The sequence below is a fragment of the Caldifermentibacillus hisashii genome (genome assembly GCF_039654145.1).
Lineage (GTDB): Bacteria > Bacillota > Bacilli > Bacillales > Caldibacillaceae > Caldifermentibacillus > Caldifermentibacillus hisashii.
In genome coordinates, this window is sequence record NZ_CP155467.1 from 80,946 (window position 1) to 100,000 (window position 19,055).

Annotated in this window: 11 protein-coding genes and 2 rRNA genes (1 of these 13 only partly in view); all 13 read left to right on the forward strand. The window is 40.9% G+C overall.

Annotated elements, in window-relative coordinates; genetic code table 11:
• The first annotated feature begins 100 nt into the window (after positions 1-100).
• Positions 101-625: a 2-amino-4-hydroxy-6-hydroxymethyldihydropteridine diphosphokinase gene (folK, locus tag NSQ14_RS00400; protein WP_346216749.1), complete on the forward strand. Its 525-nt coding sequence runs from the start codon at positions 101-103 to the stop codon at positions 623-625.
• The gene (locus tag NSQ14_RS00405) at positions 577-804 is read left to right on the forward strand and encodes a helix-turn-helix domain-containing protein (protein WP_034766923.1); all 228 of its coding nucleotides are present in this window, start codon (positions 577-579) and stop codon (positions 802-804) included. Before folK ends, NSQ14_RS00405 begins: the two co-directional genes overlap by 49 nt.
• Positions 805-1,211: 407 nt before the next feature.
• The gene (lysS, locus tag NSQ14_RS00410; RefSeq protein ID WP_034766924.1) at positions 1,212-2,696 is read left to right on the forward strand and encodes a lysine--tRNA ligase; all 1,485 of its coding nucleotides are present in this window, start codon (positions 1,212-1,214) and stop codon (positions 2,694-2,696) included.
• 586 nt (positions 2,697-3,282) lie between these two features.
• Positions 3,283-4,239: a LacI family DNA-binding transcriptional regulator gene (locus NSQ14_RS00415; RefSeq protein WP_034766929.1), complete on the forward strand. Its 957-nt coding sequence runs from the start codon at positions 3,283-3,285 to the stop codon at positions 4,237-4,239.
• 510 nt (positions 4,240-4,749) lie between these two features.
• Positions 4,750-6,558, forward strand: a complete 1,809-nt coding sequence (locus NSQ14_RS00420; protein WP_346216750.1) for an alpha-glycosidase — start codon at positions 4,750-4,752, stop codon at positions 6,556-6,558.
• Positions 6,559-6,820: 262 nt separating this feature from the next.
• The gene (locus NSQ14_RS00425) at positions 6,821-8,089 is read left to right on the forward strand and encodes an extracellular solute-binding protein (RefSeq protein WP_328185660.1); all 1,269 of its coding nucleotides are present in this window, start codon (positions 6,821-6,823) and stop codon (positions 8,087-8,089) included.
• Positions 8,090-8,168: 79 nt separating this feature from the next.
• A complete protein-coding gene (locus NSQ14_RS00430) occupies positions 8,169-9,476 on the forward strand; it encodes a carbohydrate ABC transporter permease (RefSeq protein WP_034766936.1) in 1,308 nt (435 codons plus the stop codon).
• Between the two features lies 1 nt (position 9,477).
• On the forward strand, positions 9,478-10,329 hold the full coding sequence (locus tag NSQ14_RS00435; protein ID WP_033826347.1) for a sugar ABC transporter permease: 852 nt from the start codon (positions 9,478-9,480) through the stop codon (positions 10,327-10,329).
• Between the two features lie 43 nt (positions 10,330-10,372).
• Entirely contained in the window at positions 10,373-11,218 is an 846-nt protein-coding gene (locus NSQ14_RS00440) for a DUF1189 family protein (RefSeq protein WP_034766939.1), read from the forward strand.
• Positions 11,219-11,244: 26 nt separating this feature from the next.
• Positions 11,245-13,521 (forward strand): glycoside hydrolase family 65 protein, encoded by a 2,277-nt coding sequence (locus NSQ14_RS00445; protein ID WP_346216751.1) that lies wholly within the window; start codon positions 11,245-11,247, stop codon positions 13,519-13,521.
• 2 nt (positions 13,522-13,523) lie between these two features.
• Positions 13,524-15,191 (forward strand): alpha-glucosidase, encoded by a 1,668-nt coding sequence (locus NSQ14_RS00450; protein WP_346216752.1) that lies wholly within the window; start codon positions 13,524-13,526, stop codon positions 15,189-15,191.
• Positions 15,192-16,280: 1,089 nt separating this feature from the next.
• Positions 16,281-17,831: ribosomal RNA gene (locus NSQ14_RS00455) — 16S ribosomal RNA — on the forward strand.
• A gap of 280 nt (positions 17,832-18,111) precedes the next feature.
• A 23S ribosomal RNA gene (locus NSQ14_RS00460) occupies positions 18,112-19,055 on the forward strand; it runs 1,993 nt beyond the window's last position.
• Together the 16S and 23S rRNA genes form the textbook arrangement of a ribosomal RNA operon.

The following is a 19,055-nucleotide window of genomic DNA, read 5'->3' on the forward strand; positions in this document are numbered from 1 at the left end:
AAGTGGTTTGAAAAGGTAGTCTGTTTTTCCATGACATATTTTCAAGAATGATTATTTTTTGAAAAAGTTAATTGAAGACAAATAGCGGGAAGATGGTAAAATGAAGAATAGATCGTTTCTTTCTCTTGGGTCTAACTTAGGTAAGCGAGAAGACTCCCTTTATAATGCTATTAAACAATTAGAAGATTCCGGACATATCACAGTCGTAAACTATTCATCGATTTATGAAACGGATCCGGTCAGCTATACAGAGCAAAACTCTTTTCTAAATATGGTGATAGAAATAGCGACGGATTACCAACCGACAGTGTTATTGGAATCTTGCCTTGAAATAGAAAAACGGATGGGGAGAACACGAATCATACGCTGGGGTCCTCGAAATATTGATATCGATATTCTATTATTTAATGATCAAAGGATTGAAACGGAAAAACTTCAAATTCCTCATCCGAGAATGGGGGATCGGGCATTTGTTCTCGTCCCTCTCCAAGAAATCGATTCGGAAATAATAATACCTGGGATTAATCAAACAATTAATGATATGGTTGAGAGGTTATCTACTAAAGGAGTTAGATTATGGAAACAGAAATCTGGGGAAGACGTATACGAGCTTTTCGGAAATTGAAAGGTTTCACGCAAAAGGAGTTAGCGGATGAACTGGGGATATCTGTTTCTGTTCTTGGAGAAGTTGAACGAGGGACAAGATATCCATCATCGGAATTAATGTCATGCATTGCTAGAATATTGAATATAAAGATGAATGAATTAATACCCGGCAATTGTAATAGAAGGAATAGAAAATGATAAATAGGAGAAATAACGACAGCTTTACATTTAAGCTGATTTTACTGCCTTTGTTTTGAGAGTGAGTAAGTGAGGGTATGAAAGGAAAACAGGAAGTAACGGCGCCGGTTTTACTCCTATGAGAATGAGCCTTTGTGACATCAAAACAGAGGGTGAACGTATTTACTCGTTTGACAAGTGGATGTTTTTTCACCTATAATTACTTTTGTATGCTTTACTGCCAGTAAGATAAGATACTGGCAGTTTTCCTATTTTCTAAAGCTATCTATTTCTCGTAACTAAATGAATGATAAAAAGAACGGGAAGTATATTGGCATGTAATCAATGACAAAGATTTTTCAAGAAACTTCTTTGCTGGAATTTTTTACATAAATAATTTTGAAATTAAATGATGGAGATGATTGGGAATGAGTCATGAAGAGTTAAATGACCAATTAATTGTTCGGCGTGAAAAGATGGAAGAATTACGTGCAAAAGGGATTGATCCTTTTGGTAAACGTTTTGATAGAACACATAGTGCGATGGACCTCAAAAATGCCTATGGCGAAATGGAAAATGAAGAATTAGAAAGTAAAGAAATACGTGTCCAATTAGCGGGACGGATTATGACAAAAAGAGGTAAGGGGAAGGTCGGTTTTGCCCATATTCAAGATGTGACCGGACAAATTCAAATCTATGTCCGTAAAGATACCATTGGCGACGACCAGTATGCTATTTTTAAGACAGCCGATTTAGGAGATATAGTCGGAGTAAAAGGGATTGTATTTAAAACACACGTGGGTGAATTATCTATTAAAGTGGATGACTTCCAAATTCTAACAAAGGCTTTACGCCCATTACCTGATAAATTCCATGGGTTGAAAGATGTCGAACAACGATATCGTCAACGGTATTTGGATCTTATTGTAAACCCGGAAAGTAAAGACATTTTTGTTACCCGCAGCAAAGTAATTCAATCGATTCGCCGATTTTTGGATAATAAAGGGTACCTTGAAGTAGAGACACCAATGATGCACACCATTCCGGGCGGGGCTGCTGCACGTCCGTTTATTACTCATCATAATGCATTGGATATTGACTTATACATGCGTATTGCCCTTGAATTACATTTAAAACGGCTTATTGTCGGCGGGCTGGAAAAAGTGTACGAGATTGGCCGTGTGTTCCGAAATGAAGGTGTTTCGACCCGACATAATCCGGAATTTACAATGCTTGAACTATATGAAGCATATGCAGACTTTCATGATATTATGAATCTGACGGAAGATATGATTGTTCATGTTGCTCAAGAAGTGTTAGGCACGACAAATATCCAATATGGTGAATATAATGTTGATTTAACACCAAAGTGGAAAAGAATCCATATGGTCGATGCCGTTAAAGAATATGTAGGGGTTGACTTTTGGCAGGAAATGACTGTGGAAGAAGCACGTATCTTAGCTAAAGAACATGGGATAGAAATCACTGAACATATGGAAGTTGGTCATATTATTAATGAATTCTTTGAGCAAAAAGTGGAAGAAAAACTGATTCAACCGACATTTGTCTACGGTCATCCTGTGGAGATATCACCTTTAGCGAAGAAAAATGCAGACGACCCTCGTTTCACGGATCGTTTTGAACTGTTCATCGTTGCTCGTGAACATGCGAATGCATTTACAGAATTAAATGATCCGATTGATCAAAGGGAAAGATTCGAAGCCCAAGTAAAAGAACGCAGCCAAGGAAATGATGAGGCCCATGTAATGGATGAAGATTTTATCGAAGCATTGGAATACGGGATGCCTCCAACAGGTGGACTTGGGATTGGTATTGATCGTTTAATCATGTTCTTGACGAATGCACCTTCCATCCGGGACGTATTGCTCTTCCCAACTATGCGTCAACGATAACAAATAATTTAAATCAGGCTGCCTTCGATGAGATCAATAGAAGGTGGTCTTTTTTTATACGTTAAGAAAGTATAAATTTCCAGCAAAGAAGCGAATTCGACGTAGTTGGAAATTTTAAGAATTAAGTATAAGTGCAACTACGGCTCTGCTTTCGCCTAAAGGCTCGGCAATCGCCGAGTTTTCTTTATATTTTTCAACCGAATAGCCGTTTATTTAGCTAAATAAAATAGATAAAGATCCTATGATTAATCTAAAGTTCATGGTATGAGTTAAATTATTGTAGGCAGAATGATTTATTTTATCCCCCTTTTGGTGAATGAAAGTTAGGGCATTCACTTATCGATTTACTGACTTTATATCCTATATGCTATAATGAAATAAATGAAAAATTTAGACAAGATTTTTTAATTTGGATGGCGTCTTACATGGAAGTAGTTTGCCAATAAGGGCGACCGGAATATTTGCTGTCGGTTTTGGCACGGCGGATAAATTGATGGATCCAGATCTCCGGGGAGAGGAGACTCAGGAGTTTTCGTTTATTATTTTTGAAAGCGCCTAACTTTTAAAAAATAAAGGATGAGTGTGTATGGTAACTATTTCTGATGTGGCGAAACTGGCACATGTTTCAAAAATGACTGTATCAAGAGTTATTAACCACCCAGAACAAGTCAGTGATGATTTGAAAAAATTGGTTTATGATGCAATGGAAAAGTTAAACTATGTACCGAATTATGCCGCGCGTGCACTGGTATCGAACCGTACTCAAGTAATCAAGTTCCTTATTTTGGAAGAAATGGATACAACCGAACCTTACTACATGAACTTATTGGCCGGAATTGCCAAAGAATTAGACAGGAACTACTATAGTTTCCAGTTGGTTACACGGAAATCGATGGATATTGGCCAGTGTGATGGTATGATTGCTACAGGCGTCCGCAGTTATGATTATGATACAATCTTAAAGGAATTCTCTAAGCCGATTATTTTGTTTGGCCAAAGTGACAGAGGGTATGATTTTATCGATGTGGACAATGAAAAAGGTATGCGGCTTACGACTAGGCACGTAGTTAGTTTAGGATTCGAAAAAATTTACTTTTTCGGAATTGATTTACAGGAACCGTTTATGTCTGCAAGGCTGAAAGGTTATTTGGATACGGTTAACTCATATGGATTACCAAATTATTTGTACAGGATGAAAAACAGTTCGAGAGTAGCCGAAAGAAATGCGAAAGAAATCTTGTCCAATTGGAAAGAAAAATGTGCATTTGTTTGTGCGAGTGACCGGATTGCCCTAGGTGTAATCAGGGCTGCGCAGTCATTGCAGTTACAGATTCCCGATCAGGTTGCGGTTACAGGATTTGACGGCGTTTTTCTGGACCGGATTTCTTCTCCTCATATTACAACAATTCGTCAGCCGGTTGTCGAGATGGGGGAAGCCTGCGCCCGTATGCTGTTAAAAAAAATTCAGGAAGATGGCAAGTCACAAGGGCATCGGTTTTTTGAACCTGAACTGCTCGTGCGTCCGTCAACAGTTCATGTATAGGGCGGCCTCCGAAACAGGCTGCTTTTTATTTTCTATCATCAAAGCCATGTCGGATAAAGGTGAAAAGACTGCGATATGAAAAAACCGGGTTGTTGCCCGGTTTTTAAAATATTTACCGAAAGAATATTTCATCCAATCTTCGTCATTCACTTGTCAAGACTAAAAGCAGGTAATGCGGTAAGCCGGTGAGCAGTATGGCCTCTTGTTAAATTTTGTTACCGCTAACATGAACATAACAGCTGTTATTCAATTATAGGAGATGGTACGCTAAAAGGAGTATGGAGTTAATCAGGGTAATGTTGATGAGATCCGAATATTTATGCTTATTTTCTCACATATTATGCATACATACTAGAATGAATGTGTCCATCAATCGAAATTAACTATTTTCAGCGGTCTTTCGTAGCCTATTTTATATGGGGATGTTTGCATAATATTTATAGAATGAAGCGACTCTTATTGTTACCATGGTTTACTTCATCAAAACAACTAAGGTGAGGAGGAACAATCATGGAATTAGCCGGAATTTTTCACCATCCATTCAGTGCGGATGCATATGTATATGACAAAGAAACGATGCATCTGAAGTTACGTACAAAAAAGAAGGATATTGCCGTAGTTCTACTTATTTGGGGTGATCCTTATTTATTTAAAAAGAATGAATCAGGGGAATATCACTGGCAGTATGAACAGCTAACAATGACAAAGGTTACAGAAACGGAAGCACATGATTACTGGTTTGCAGAAGTAAGACCACCGCATCGCCGCTTACAATATGCTTTTTTACTTACCGACCTGGATGGCAATCACATTTTTTACGGCGGTCGTGGCTTTTATCCGCCAAATGAAGATACACTAAATGTTCCTGATTATTATTTTAAATTTCCCTTTATGCATGGAACGGATATGTTTAAAGCACCGGAATGGGTTAAGTCAACGGTTTGGTACCAAATTTTCCCCGAGCGATTTGCAAACGGAAACCCGGATATCTCCCCAAAAAATGCTTTGCCTTGGGGGAGTAAAGACCCTGGCGTAAACGACTTTTTTGGCGGGGACTTGCAGGGGATTATCAACCATTTGGACTATTTGAGTGACCTTGGGATTAATGGAATTTATTTGACACCGATTTTTGAGGCACCATCCAATCATAAATATGATACAATTGACTATTTTGCCATCGACCCGCATTTTGGAGACAAGGAAACCTTCCGTAAACTTGTGAAAGAGGCACACAAACGGGGGATACGGATTATGCTCGATGCCGTATTCAATCACATTGGAAAAAACTCGAAGCAATGGCAGGATGTATTGAAAAACGAAGAAAACTCAATATATAAGGATTGGTTCCACATCCATTCTTTCCCGGTTCGTGAAGGAGAAAACGGCAATATTGACGGGCAAGATACACTCTCCTTCGATACATTCGCTTTTACAACGAGCATGCCGAAACTCAATACAGCCAACCCGGAAGTACAAAAATATCTACTTGATATTGCAACTTATTGGATTCGGGAATTTGATATTGACGGTTGGCGACTCGATGTGGCCAATGAAGTTGACCATACTTTCTGGAAAACTTTTCATCAGACGGTGGTAAAAGAAAAACCGGATCTTTTTATTCTCGGTGAAATATGGCATGATTCTTGGCCTTGGCTTTTAGGCGATGAATTCCATTCCGTGATGAATTATCCGTTCACACAGACGATTAGTGAATATTTTGTGGAAGAAAAAATATCTGCGGAAAAAATGATGTATAGCATCAATCAACAGTTTATGCATTATATGAAGTCAAACAATGAAGTCCTGTTTAATATGCTCGACAGTCATGATACACCGAGAATTTTGACCAAATGCGGCGGTGATAAACAAAAAGCTAAACTTGCCCTTGCATTTATGTTCGCACACACTGGAACGCCATGCATTTATTACGGGACAGAAGTCGGCATAGATGGCGGCGCTGATCCACTCTGCCGAAAATGTATGGTGTGGGAGGAAGACAAACAGGATCACGACATGCTCACCTTTATGAAAAAACTAATCCGGTTCCGTAAAGATTATCAATCGACATTGACATACGGCGATCTGATCTGGCTGAAAAATGAAAACGATAAAGAAGTGATCTGCTTCTTACGGAAAGACAAAAACCATACGTTACTATTTGCCTTTAATCGGTCCGCGGCGGAACAGTCCATTCCATGGAGTGATCTGAATGTGGATAATTCAAACTCTGTCAAAAATATTTGGGAAAATAAACCCGTTCAGGAAGATATACTTGTGCTTGCTCCTAAGCAATTTACTATTTTGGAAATAATAAATTAACTTTTCTCTATCTTGACGGCAGGTCTTGTGAAGTTTCTTATCCTTCAGTCAAGTCGAAGAAACCCCACTGACGGTAGTTTCCTAAAACAGCTGCTCTGCTCTCACCTAAGGGTTAGGCAGTCGCAGAGTTTTTATATCCTAACTCTACCAGACGATTGAAAGTGGGGTTATATTTTGTTAACGGTAACAGGGAAATTAACGTTGTAAACGTTTCCTGACGTCAACTATAATGAGGTTGTAATAAAAAAGGGAGGTTAAAAAAATGAAAGTGTTAAAGAAGCTGTTTGTCCTCACACTAATTTTTAGTATTACTTTTGCTTTATCCGCATGTGGAGGAAAGAAAGAAACAAACGACAATTCCTCTTCAGATAGCGGTGGCAAAAAAACGCTCACCGTTTCCGTTGAAGAAAAATATGCAGACTATATTAACAGTATTAAGGGGGATTTTGAAAAACAAAATGATGTCACTGTAAAAATTGTGAAAAAGCCGATGTTTGAACAGCTTGAAGCTCTTCCGCTTGATGGGCCGGCAGGAAAAGCACCGGATGTTATGCTTGCTGCTTATGACCGTATTGGCGGGCTTGGCCAACAGGGTCACCTACTTGAGCTTAGTAAGGAAGATGTAAGTGCTTTTGACGAAAAAGATCAACAGCAAGTCACAATTGATAATAAATATTACGGTGTCCCATTTGTTATCGAAACACTTGTACTCTATTACAATAAGGATCTAATCTCTTCACCTCCGCAAACTTTTTCTGACCTCGAAGAACTGGCAAAGGACAGTAAATATGCTTTTGAATCCGAATCTGGCAAAAATACCGGTTTCCTAGCAAAATGGACAGATTTCTACTTTAGCTATGGTCTATTGGCTGGTTACGGTGGTTATGTCTTCGGAGATAATGGAACAAATACGAAAGATATTGGTTTAAACAATGAAGGTTCCGTGGAAGCTATTACCTATGCGACACACTGGCTTCAAGATATATGGCCAAAAGGGATGAAAGATGTCAAAAGTTCCGGTGACTTTGTAACGGAAGTATTCACTAAAGGTAAAGCAGCAGCTATTATTGACGGACCATGGTCGGCTGAAAATTTCAAGAAGGCAAACTTGAATTTCGGAATAGCCCCAATCCCAACACTTCCAAATGGCAATGAATATCAACCGTTTGCAGGAGGAAAAGGCTGGGTCGCCTCCAACTATACAAATGAACCGGAATTGGCAAAAAAATGGATTAATTATGTAACAAATGAAGATAACAACTACAAGTTCTTTGAAGAATATAATGAAATTCCGGCAAATCCAGCTGCCCGTGAAAAAGCAGCAGGCACAGATAACGAATTGGCAAAAGCCGTCATCGAACAATATAAATCTGCTCAGCCAATGCCAAATATTCCTGAAATGGCCGAAGTTTGGACCGGCATGGAATCAATCATGTATGACGCCGCTTCTGGAAAGAAAACACCGCAAGAAGCAGCCGATGCAGCTGTAAAAATTATTAAAGACAATATTGCTCAGAAGTATTCTAAATAAAAATTTTATTCCACTCCAGATGGGGTTTTCCCCATCTGGCTTTCAAATTAGCAAGTTTAATGGAAATGAGGTACAAAAAATGGAAATCGATCAAAATAAGCTGAAGAATGTCCGTAAAGCCGGTTTATATTCCTTGATTCCTGGCCTCGGTCAGTTTTACAACAAACAGCCTTTTAAAGGAGTCATCTTCATAGCAATATTTCTTCTTTTCGTCTTCCAAATGGCTATTGCTGGTATTCCGGCTTTAACTGGTTTTATCACATTAGGGACAACGCCGCGGGTTGATCATTCACTATTTTTGCTTATAAAAGGTTCATTGCAAATCATTGTCATTCTATTGTTTTTTGTATTTTATTTTTTGAACATCTATGATGCGAGACGTGTAGCTACAATATGGAATGTGAAAGGAAAAGCCAACACCACGGCCAAAGCTATTTTAAAAAATGCTTGGGATTCGGGTTTTCCTTATTTATTAACAATTCCGGCCTATCTTGCTATGACGTTTGTTATCATATTTCCTGTACTAGTAACTTTATTTACCGCTTTTACCAATTATGATTTTTATCATATTCCGCCATTCAAGTTGATTGACTGGGTCGGACTAAAAAACTTTTTAAATATTTTTTCTCTCAGTTCGTATCGTGAAACTTTTACAAGTGTGTTCAGCTGGACAATCATTTGGACATTATGTGCCACAACCGGTCAAATTGTGCTTGGGATATTAACAGCGATTGTGGCCAACCAAGATTTCATTAAAGGCAGACGTTTGTTCCGGATTATCTTTTTACTTCCATGGGCGATACCCGCATTCATTACCATCATGAGTTTTTCCAATATTTTTAACGACAGTATCGGTGCCATTAATACCCAAGTTATTCCAGCAATTAACCACCTGTTATTTACAGATATTCCGGCGATCTCTTGGAAAACAGATCCGTTTTGGACGAAAGTAGCTTTAATCATAATCCAAACATGGCTTGGTTTCCCATATATTTTTGTAATGGTTACAGGCGTTTTACAGTCAATACCAGGGGATTTATATGAAGCGGCACGGATTGACGGTGCAAATTTCTGGCAAAAGTTTTGGAGGATAACATTACCGATGATTTTGTTTGCAACTGCGCCAGTTCTGATTACACAGTACACTTTTAACTTCAATAACTTCTCTATTATTTATCTCTTTAATAATGGCGGACCAGGCAGTGTCGGTTCCGGAGCGGGGTCAACTGATATTTTAATTTCCTGGATTTATAAACTGACAACCGGTACCTCACCGCAATACGCAATGGCAGCCGCGATTACGCTAATGATTTCTTTTATTGTAATTGGCGTCTCGCTAATCGCCTTTAAGAAAACGAATGCATTTGGCAATGAGGAGATGATGTAACATGGGAGAGTTCATGAAAAGCCAAAAATTTGCCCGCTTTTGCAATCGGTTTTTCACATATGCATTTTTATTATTATTAAGCTTGATTATTATTTATCCATTGTTAATTACCGTTTCCACAGCTTTCAGGGAAGCGAATATTGTTTCTTTCCAGTTGGATTTACATTCTAACTGGACGCTGGATAATTTTCGCGAGCTGTTTACAAATACGTTGTATAAAAATTGGTATATAAATACGCTCATTATTGCAGTTGCCACAATGGTACTTCAAGTCGTAATTGTGACGCTTGCCGGCTACACTTACAGTCGTTACCGTTTTAAGGGTAGGAAATACAGTTTAGTCTTTTTCCTGATTATACAAATGGTTCCAACGATGGCTGCATTAACGGCATTCTATGTATTGGCAAATATTTTAAATGCCTTGGATACTTACTGGTTTTTAACGCTCCTTTATGTCGGTGGCGGAATTCCAATGAATACATGGTTGATGAAAGGATATTTTGATACTGTACCGCGTGATTTGGATGAATCAGCAAGAATCGATGGTGCGGGGCATTTAAGAGTATTTTGGCAAATCGTCCTTCCGCTTGTAAAGCCAATGCTCGCCGTTCAAGCGCTTTGGGCATTTATGGGTCCTTTCGGGGATTTCTTGTTAGCAAAATTTTTGCTCAGGACACCGGAACATTTAACAGTTGCAGTTGGGCTGCAACAGTTTATTTCCAATCCAACTGATCAAAAAGTGACCTTGTTTGCTGCAGGTGCTTTTTTAGCCGCCCTGCCGATTTGTATTTTATTTTTCTTCCTGCAAAAAAACTTTGTGTCCGGACTGACTTCCGGTGGCACAAAAGGGTAGTTATTATCCCTTGATGAATCTTTTAAAAAGTGTGGGGTTATAGATGGAACAGATTCAAAGATTCCCTGTCAACTATTTTGCAAATATATTTTCACCGGTAAAAATGTATCGGCACAGAGGAGATCTTGGTTGGTTGAAAATTGCGCTCGTGTTTATTTTCTTAAATGCTTGCCTGATTGCACCGCTCTCATTATCTTTTGCTCGTACGGAAAGTTTTGAGTTAGGAAAAATCATGCCAAATTTATATGAAGCGGTCAAGACCGGTTATTCCGGCCCGGCTGTTAACATGAAGATTAACAATGGCATTCTTCAAGCTCAAGCCTATGAATTGGTTGACGGGGATACACTTATTTCCATTAATGCAAACAAGGATTTTTCTGTTTCCGGTGATCAGTATCATAAAAAAGTTGATCATTATAAAAATGCACTCGTTTTTCAAAAAAACCGGCTGATCTTGACTGACGAAAACGGGTTTGGCTTTTCGGTACGCTATCCGCAAAATAACGCAGGAAAAAAAGTTCACAGTGGAGACGATCTTGCCGCTTTTGCAGGAGAGCTCTGGTTTCAGCAATTCAAAGTTAACCTCATTCCGTTAATTTCAGGTTCCATGTTGGCCATGCTCTTTTCAAGTAATTTTGTTTTAATGGGTGCGGTGTCTCTTATACTTTGGTTGACAAAGTTTTCAAGTTACTCCGGTATCCAAACTTTTAAACAGGCAGCAACCATAACAATGTTTGCTGCAGGATGCCCTTCAATTCTAGCCATGATTGCCGGCTTTGCAGGTGCTAATATTACTGTGCTATTAATGATTCAATCTTTAGGGATTGTTATTATCATTGCATTTATCTTTTTTAGGACTAAGTTTTTATCAGAAGAAAGTATGAATTAATCAGATGTTGATAAGGAGGCCCTTTTATGTATTACAACCGGCTTTTTGATGTGGATGAATGGACATTAAAAACTACACAGCTTCACCGGGAACATATTCGACTGCAAGAAAGCCTCACCTCTTTGGGTAACGGCTATATGGGTATGCGCGGCAATTTTGAAGAGACTTATTCCGGTGACCATCACCAAGGAACCTATATTGCAGGGATATGGTTTCCCGATAAAACTAGGGTTGGCTGGTGGAAAATCGGTTATCCGGACTACTTTGGCAAAGTCATCAACGCTATCAACCTTGTTGGGTTACGTATATGGATTGATCAGGAAGAAATTGATCTATTTATTGATCACCTTGAACAATTTCAACTAGAACTTGATATGAAAAAAGCAGTTTTGCGTCATTCCTACATTGTCAAAAAGCCCGGAAAAATGGTCAAAATTGAAATAGAACGTTTTTTCAGCATTGTTCATAAAGAAATTGCGGCTATCCGGTTCCGTGCAACGAATCTTGGAAAACCGGCTACCATCAAGTTGATGCCGTATTTGGATGGAAATGTAAAAAATGAAGACGCGAATTATGATGAGATGTTTTGGACGGACATCCATTCCGAAGTGAACGAAAAGCGGGCAGCTGTTATTACGGAAACGATTGAAAACCCGTTCGGTGTTCCCCGTTTTACTGTTGCAGCTACGATGGGATGCAGAACGGATGCAATTTTGACTACCCATCAAGCAAAGCCGTTATATGCTGAACAAATTTATGAAAAAGAGTTAGGGGAAAACGAATCTCTTCACTTAGAAAAAATTATTGCTGTTACAACAAGTAGAGACTATGAAAAAGAGCTATTGTTATCCCGTGCGTATGAATTACTCGACCAAGCATTAGAAAGCGGGTATGAAGAATTATTCCAAGAACACGCGGCAGCATGGCAAAAACGATGGGATAAAGCTGATGTCCGTATTGTCGGAGATCCGGAAGCACAGCAAGGCATCCGCTTCAATTTATTCCAACTCTTTTCCACCTATTATGGAGATGATCCAAGATTAAACATTGGTCCAAAAGGTTTTACCGGTGAAAAATACGGAGGTGCCACTTATTGGGATACGGAAGCGTATGCTGTGCCGATGTATCTTTCTGTCGCATCTCCGGAAGTAACGAGGAACTTGCTGCTTTACCGTTACAATCATCTTCCGCAAGCTTACGAAAATGCGAAAAAACTCGGGCTCAAAGGTGCTCTATATCCAATGGTCACATTCACAGGGATTGAATGTCACAATGAATGGGAAATAACTTTTGAAGAAATCCACCGAAATGGCGCAATTGCGTATGCGGTTTATAATTATGTTAATTATACCGGGGATAAGGAGTATATTAACCAATATGGAATTGATGTCCTAGTTGGGATCAGCCGCTTTTTTGCCGACCGAGTTCATTTCTCGGAACGAAAGCAAAAATACATGATTCATGGTGTAACTGGACCGAATGAATATGAAAACAATGTTAACAACAACTGGTATACAAACCGGATTGCTGTCTGGACGCTTAAATTTACAATCGCATCACTCGATAAAATTGGAAAAGATAAAAAAACGTCGCTTAATATTACGGAAAAAGAACTGACCCAATGGCGTGATATTATCGACCGGATGTACTTTCCGTATGATGAAAAACTCGGTATTTTTCTACAACAGGATGGTTTTTTAGACAAGCCGATTCAACCGGTCAGTGCCATACCGAGAGAAGATCTACCACTCAACCAGCATTGGTCTTGGGACCGTATTTTGCGTTCTTGCTATATTAAGCAGGCCGATGTACTACAAGGATTTTATTTCTTTAATGATGAGTTTACAATGGAAGAGAAGCAGCGGCATTTTGAATTTTACGAACCGTTAACCGTCCATGAATCGAGTCTTTCCCCTTGTGTCCATGCTATTTTAGCTGCTGAACTCAGGAAAGAGGACAAAGCGGTGGAGCTGTATAAACGGACATCTCGACTCGATTTGGATAACTATAACCATGATACAGAAGACGGGCTGCATATTACGTCGATGACCGGAAGTTGGCTTGCAATCGTCCATGGTTTTGCTGGTATGCGTACGTTCAATGAAACATTGTCTTTTGCCCCATTTTTACCAAGAATTTGGGATGCGTATGCATTTAAAATTAATTACCGGAATCGTCTCCTAGAAGTAAAAGTAAACAAAAGGCACGTAACGGTTTCCTTGCTTGAAGGGGAACCGCTCGAATTAAAACTATTTGGGGAGCCTATCTATTTAACAAATACCGATACGAAGGAGTATGTGTGACCTTGATAGAATGGTGGAAAAAAGCAGTTGTCTATCAAATTTATCCTCGCAGTTTCTATGATACAAACGGCGACGGAATTGGTGATTTGCAAGGAATTATTGAAAAGTTGGATTATTTAAAAGAACTTGGCATTGACTGTATTTGGATCAGTCCTGTGTACGACTCCCCACAGGATGACAATGGTTATGACATCCGCGACTACCGCAAGATTGATAAAATGTTCGGGACAAACGAAGACATGGACCGGCTGCTTGCTGAGGCCCACGCACGGGGTATTAAAGTAGTCATGGACCTCGTCGTTAACCATACATCTGATGAACATTTCTGGTTTGTGGAAAGCAGGAAGTCAAAAGATAATCCGTATCGCGATTTTTATTTCTGGAAGGATCCAAAGCCGGATGGTTCCCCGCCAAATAACTGGGGATCGATGTTTTCCGGTTCCGCATGGGAATATGATGAAAAAACCGGGCAATACTATTTGCATTATTTTAGCAAGAAACAGCCTGATTTAAATTGGGAAAATGAAAAAGTTCGGAAAGAAGTATATGATTTGATGAAATACTGGATGGACAAAGGGGTCGATGGCTGGCGAATGGATGTTATCGGTTCTATTTCGAAATTTCTCGATTTTCCCGATTATGAACTTCCTAAGGGCCAAAAATACGGTGTTGGCAAATACCATGCAAACGGTCCTCGTCTCCATGAGTTTATCCAAGAGATGAACCGTGAAGTGCTGTCAAAGTATGATTGTATGACTGTCGGTGAAGCAATCGGATCCGATGTTGAAATCGCCAAAATGTACACAGGTGCCGACCGCCATGAACTGAACATGATTTTCAACTTTGAACATATGGATGTTGATACAATGCCGGGCAGTTCGGCGGGGAAATGGGCATTGAAACCATTCGATCTGATTGAATTAAAGCAAATACTCTCCCGCTGGCAGTATGCACTTTCGGATACAGGATGGAATGCGTTATATTTTGAAAACCACGATCAGGCACGTGTCGTGTCGCGTTGGGGAAATGATACAAACTACCGCATTGAGTGTGCCAAAGCGTTTGCAACGATTTTACACGGGTTAAAAGGAACGCCTTTTATTTATCAAGGGGAAGAAATCGGAATGGTGAACGCTAAGTTAAAGTTAGCAGAATATGACGATATTGAAATACGAAACGCCTACAGAGAACTTGTTGTGGAAAATCAAATTATGTCGGAGGACGAATTTTTAACAGCCGTCAGGAAAAAGGGACGCGATAATGCACGGACGCCGATGCAGTGGGACGACACTCCGCATGGCGGCTTTACAACCGGAACGCCATGGTTGAAGGTGAATCCCCGTTATCCGGAAATTAACGTTACCAAAGCACTTGCTGATCCGAACTCGATTTTTTATTACTATCAATCGTTAATTAAGTTGCGCCATACATATGATGTGTTTGTGGACGGACGGTATGAATTGTTGTTACCAAATCATCCCTACTTATACGTGTATACGCGAGAAAATGAGTCGGAGAAATTGCTCATCGCCGCCAATATCAGCGAGCATACGGTAAGTTTTGAAAAACCTGAGGGAAATTGGGGCTTGTTGCTTGGAAACTATGATGATACGGAAAACATTACATTATTCCGCCCATACGAAGCTGCAATTTATTATATGGAGAAATGAACGGAGGGGTTGTTCCTGAAATGATGACAGGATGAGGAAAGAGTGCAGGAGCTTCTCCCCAAGCCAGGAATTCTTCAATGTCACATGTTGTTCCTGATTTATGAAGGGGACAGTGCGAGGCCGCTGAGGAAGTGCGAAATAATTCTGCTAAACATCGTATTTAGATGTATTTCTGTGTTTTATCATACTAAATATTGTATTAGTAAATCTATTCAAATAGTTTCGGTGGCCTCGAACAGTAGGGGTGACATCAATTTGTGAAACGTTTAATAAGTGGGCTGTTCTTGAAATGATGACAGGAACAGCCCCTCTTACACTTTCTACGATCGGTTTCGGTTTAATTAAATTAAATTAAAGCACTTGGGAATCCTTCTTCAAATTTAGTATCGTTGCATACATAAACTCCAAGATTTCAGGAGTGCTTTCACTTTTTTATGTATTTTTCTCAAAAAACGGTGATTAAACAAAAACTGATAAAACAAAAATATGGTTGATGCAAAAAGGCCTATTGAAAAAAATATCCACTACTTATATCTATTAGGAACAAAAATTGTGCTTTTTGTATATGATTTATAGAAATATTGGCTTTTTGAGTGGTAACCATAAATATGATTAGCACCCAAAAAGGTTTTATGGAAAAATTTTAGCCAATATATTTATCAAGACACAATGTGTTGTGATCTGAGCGTTAGTTTTTTTATAAAAGGGGCTTTTTGGGCGGTAACCTAAATATAATATAAATTAGTGATTTCAGAAAAAAAGAACTTTAATTGTTCTATTGCAAATATATTTTAATCGTGTTAAATTATAATACGTTGTTCAATAAATGAAAGCAAGTCACTAAGATGCTTGGTATCTTGTAAACCTAATTTTGCTGTTATGAAAGACAGAAAAATTAAAGACTACTATATTATTTCAAATGCAGTGCTTTAAATGAAACTCAAAAAAGTTGTTGACAAGTTGTAAGTTATCTTGCTATAATAGTAAAGTTGCTTTTGAAACATTAATAAATTGAACCTTGAAAACTGAACAAGACAAAGCGTTTTAATAAACCATTTAAGTCAGTTTTAATTTTGAGCAATCAACTCTTTTTTGGAGAGTTTGATCCTGGCTCAGGACGAACGCTGGCGGCGTGCCTAATACATGCAAGTCGAGCGAACCAATAAGAAGCTTGCTTTTTGTTGGTTAGCGGCGGACGGGTGAGTAACACGTGGGTAACCTGCCTGTAAGACCGGGATAACTCCGGGAAACCGGTGCTAATACCGGATAGATTATCTTTCCGCCTGGAGAGATAAGGAAAGATGGCTATTGCCATCACTTACAGATGGGCCCGCGGCGCATTAGCTAGTTGGTGAGGTAACGGCTCACCAAGGCGACGATGCGTAGCCGACCTGAGAGGGTGATCGGCCACACTGGGACTGAGACACGGCCCAGACTCCTACGGGAGGCAGCAGTAGGGAATCTTCCGCAATGGACGAAAGTCTGACGGAGCAACGCCGCGTGAGCGAAGAAGGTCTTCGGATCGTAAAGCTCTGTTGTTAGGGAAGAACAAGTATCGGAGGAAATGCCGGTACCTTGACGGTACCTGACGAGAAAGCCACGGCTAACTACGTGCCAGCAGCCGCGGTAATACGTAGGTGGCAAGCGTTGTCCGGATTTATTGGGCGTAAAGCGCGCGCAGGCGGTCCTTTAAGTCTGATGTGAAATCTTGCGGCTCAACCGCAAGCGGTCATTGGAAACTGGGGGACTTGAGTGCAGAAGAGGAAAGCGGAATTCCACGTGTAGCGGTGAAATGCGTAGAGATGTGGAGGAACACCAGTGGCGAAGGCGGCTTTCTGGTCTGTAACTGACGCTGAGGCGCGAAAGCGTGGGGAGCAAACAGGATTAGATACCCTGGTAGTCCACGCCGTAAACGATGAGTGCTAAGTGTTGGAGGGTTTCCGCCTTTCAGTGCTGCAGCTAACGCATTAAGCACTCCGCCTGGGGAGTACGGTCGCAAGACTGAAACTCAAAGGAATTGACGGGGGCCCGCACAAGCGGTGGAGCATGTGGTTTAATTCGAAGCAACGCGAAGAACCTTACCAGGTCTTGACATCTCCTGACCGCCCTGGAGACAGGGTCTTCCCTTCGGGGACAGGATGACAGGTGGTGCATGGTTGTCGTCAGCTCGTGTCGTGAGATGTTGGGTTAAGTCCCGCAACGAGCGCAACCCTTGGTTCTAGTTGCCAGCATTCAGTTGGGCACTCTAGAGCGACTGCCGGCGACAAGTCGGAGGAAGGTGGGGATGACGTCAAATCATCATGCCCCTTATGACCTGGGCTACACACGTGCTACAATGGATGGTACAAAGGGCAGCGAAGCGGCGACGCATAAGCGAATCCCAGAAAACCATTCTCAGTTCGGATTGCAGGCTGCAACTCGCCTGCATGAAGCCGGAATCGCTAGTAATCGCGGATCAGCATGCCGCGGTGAATACGTTCCCGGGCCTTGTACACACCGCCCGTCACACCACGAGAGTTTGTAACACCCGAAGTCGGTGAGGTAACCGCAAGGAGCCAGCCGCCGAAGGTGGGACAGATGATTGGGGTGAAGTCGTAACAAGGTAGCCGTATCGGAAGGTGCGGCTGGATCACCTCCTTTCTAAGGAAAACGAAAGGCTGAGGCGACTCAAGTAAAATCACAGATTTTACTTTGCGAGGTAATGCTGACGAAGCGTTCCTTATGCTCAGCGACGTACAAACTGGAACACGCCGCAATGAGATAAAGGAAACACGACGAGGTAACGAGTCGATGTTGACTTATCGTAGTGGAGGCGGGTGAAGTTTGCTAGTCGCTAGAAGCCGAAGCTAGACAAATAAACCGAGTAAACATTAAAATGGATGTAATGATCGCTCATTACTGAAATTTATATCTTTTTAACGGTTAAGTTAGAAAGGGCGCACGGTGGATGCCTTGGCACTAGGAGCCGATGAAGGACGGGACTAACACCGATATGCTTCGGGGAGCTGTAAGTAAGCTTTGATCCGGAGATTTCCGAATGGGGAAACCCCCTCTTCGTAATGGAAGAGGATCCTTATCTGAATTCATAGGGTAAGGAAGGCACACCCAGGGAACTGAAACATCTAAGTACCTGGAGGAAGAGAAAGAAATTTCGATTCCCTGAGTAGCGGCGAGCGAAACGGGAAGAGCCCAAACCAAGAGGCTTGCCTCTTGGGGTTGTAGGACACTCAATACGGAGTGATAAAAGAACGGAGTAGATGAAGCGATCTGGAAAGGTCCGTCAGAGAAGGTAACAACCCTGTAATTGAAACTCTCGTTCTCTCCTGAGTGGATCCTGAGTACGGCGGAACACGTGAAATTCCGTCGGAAGCTGGGAGGACCATCTCCCAAGGCTAAATACTCCCTAGTGACCGATAGTGAACCAGTACCGTGAGGGAAAGGTGAAAAGTACCCCGGAAGGGGAGTGAAAGAGTACCTGAAACCGTGTGCTTACAAGTAGTCAGAGCACAATTATGTGTGATGGCGTGCCTTTTGTAGAATGAACCGGCGAGTTACGATCCTATGCAAGGTTAAAGTGGAAACTGGAGCCGTAGCGAAAGCGAGTCTGAATAGGGCGAATAAGTATAGGGTCGTAGACCCGAAACCAGGTGATCTACCCATGTCCAGGGTGAAGGTAAGGTAACACTTACTGGAGGCCCGGACCCACGCACGTTGAAAAGTGCGGGGATGAGGTGTGGGTAGCGGAGAAATTCCAATCGAACTTGGAGATAGCTGGTTCTCTCCGAAATAGCTTTAGGGCTAGCCTCAAGATAAGAGTATTGGAGGTAGAGCACTGTTTGGACTAGGGGCTTTCATCGGGTTACC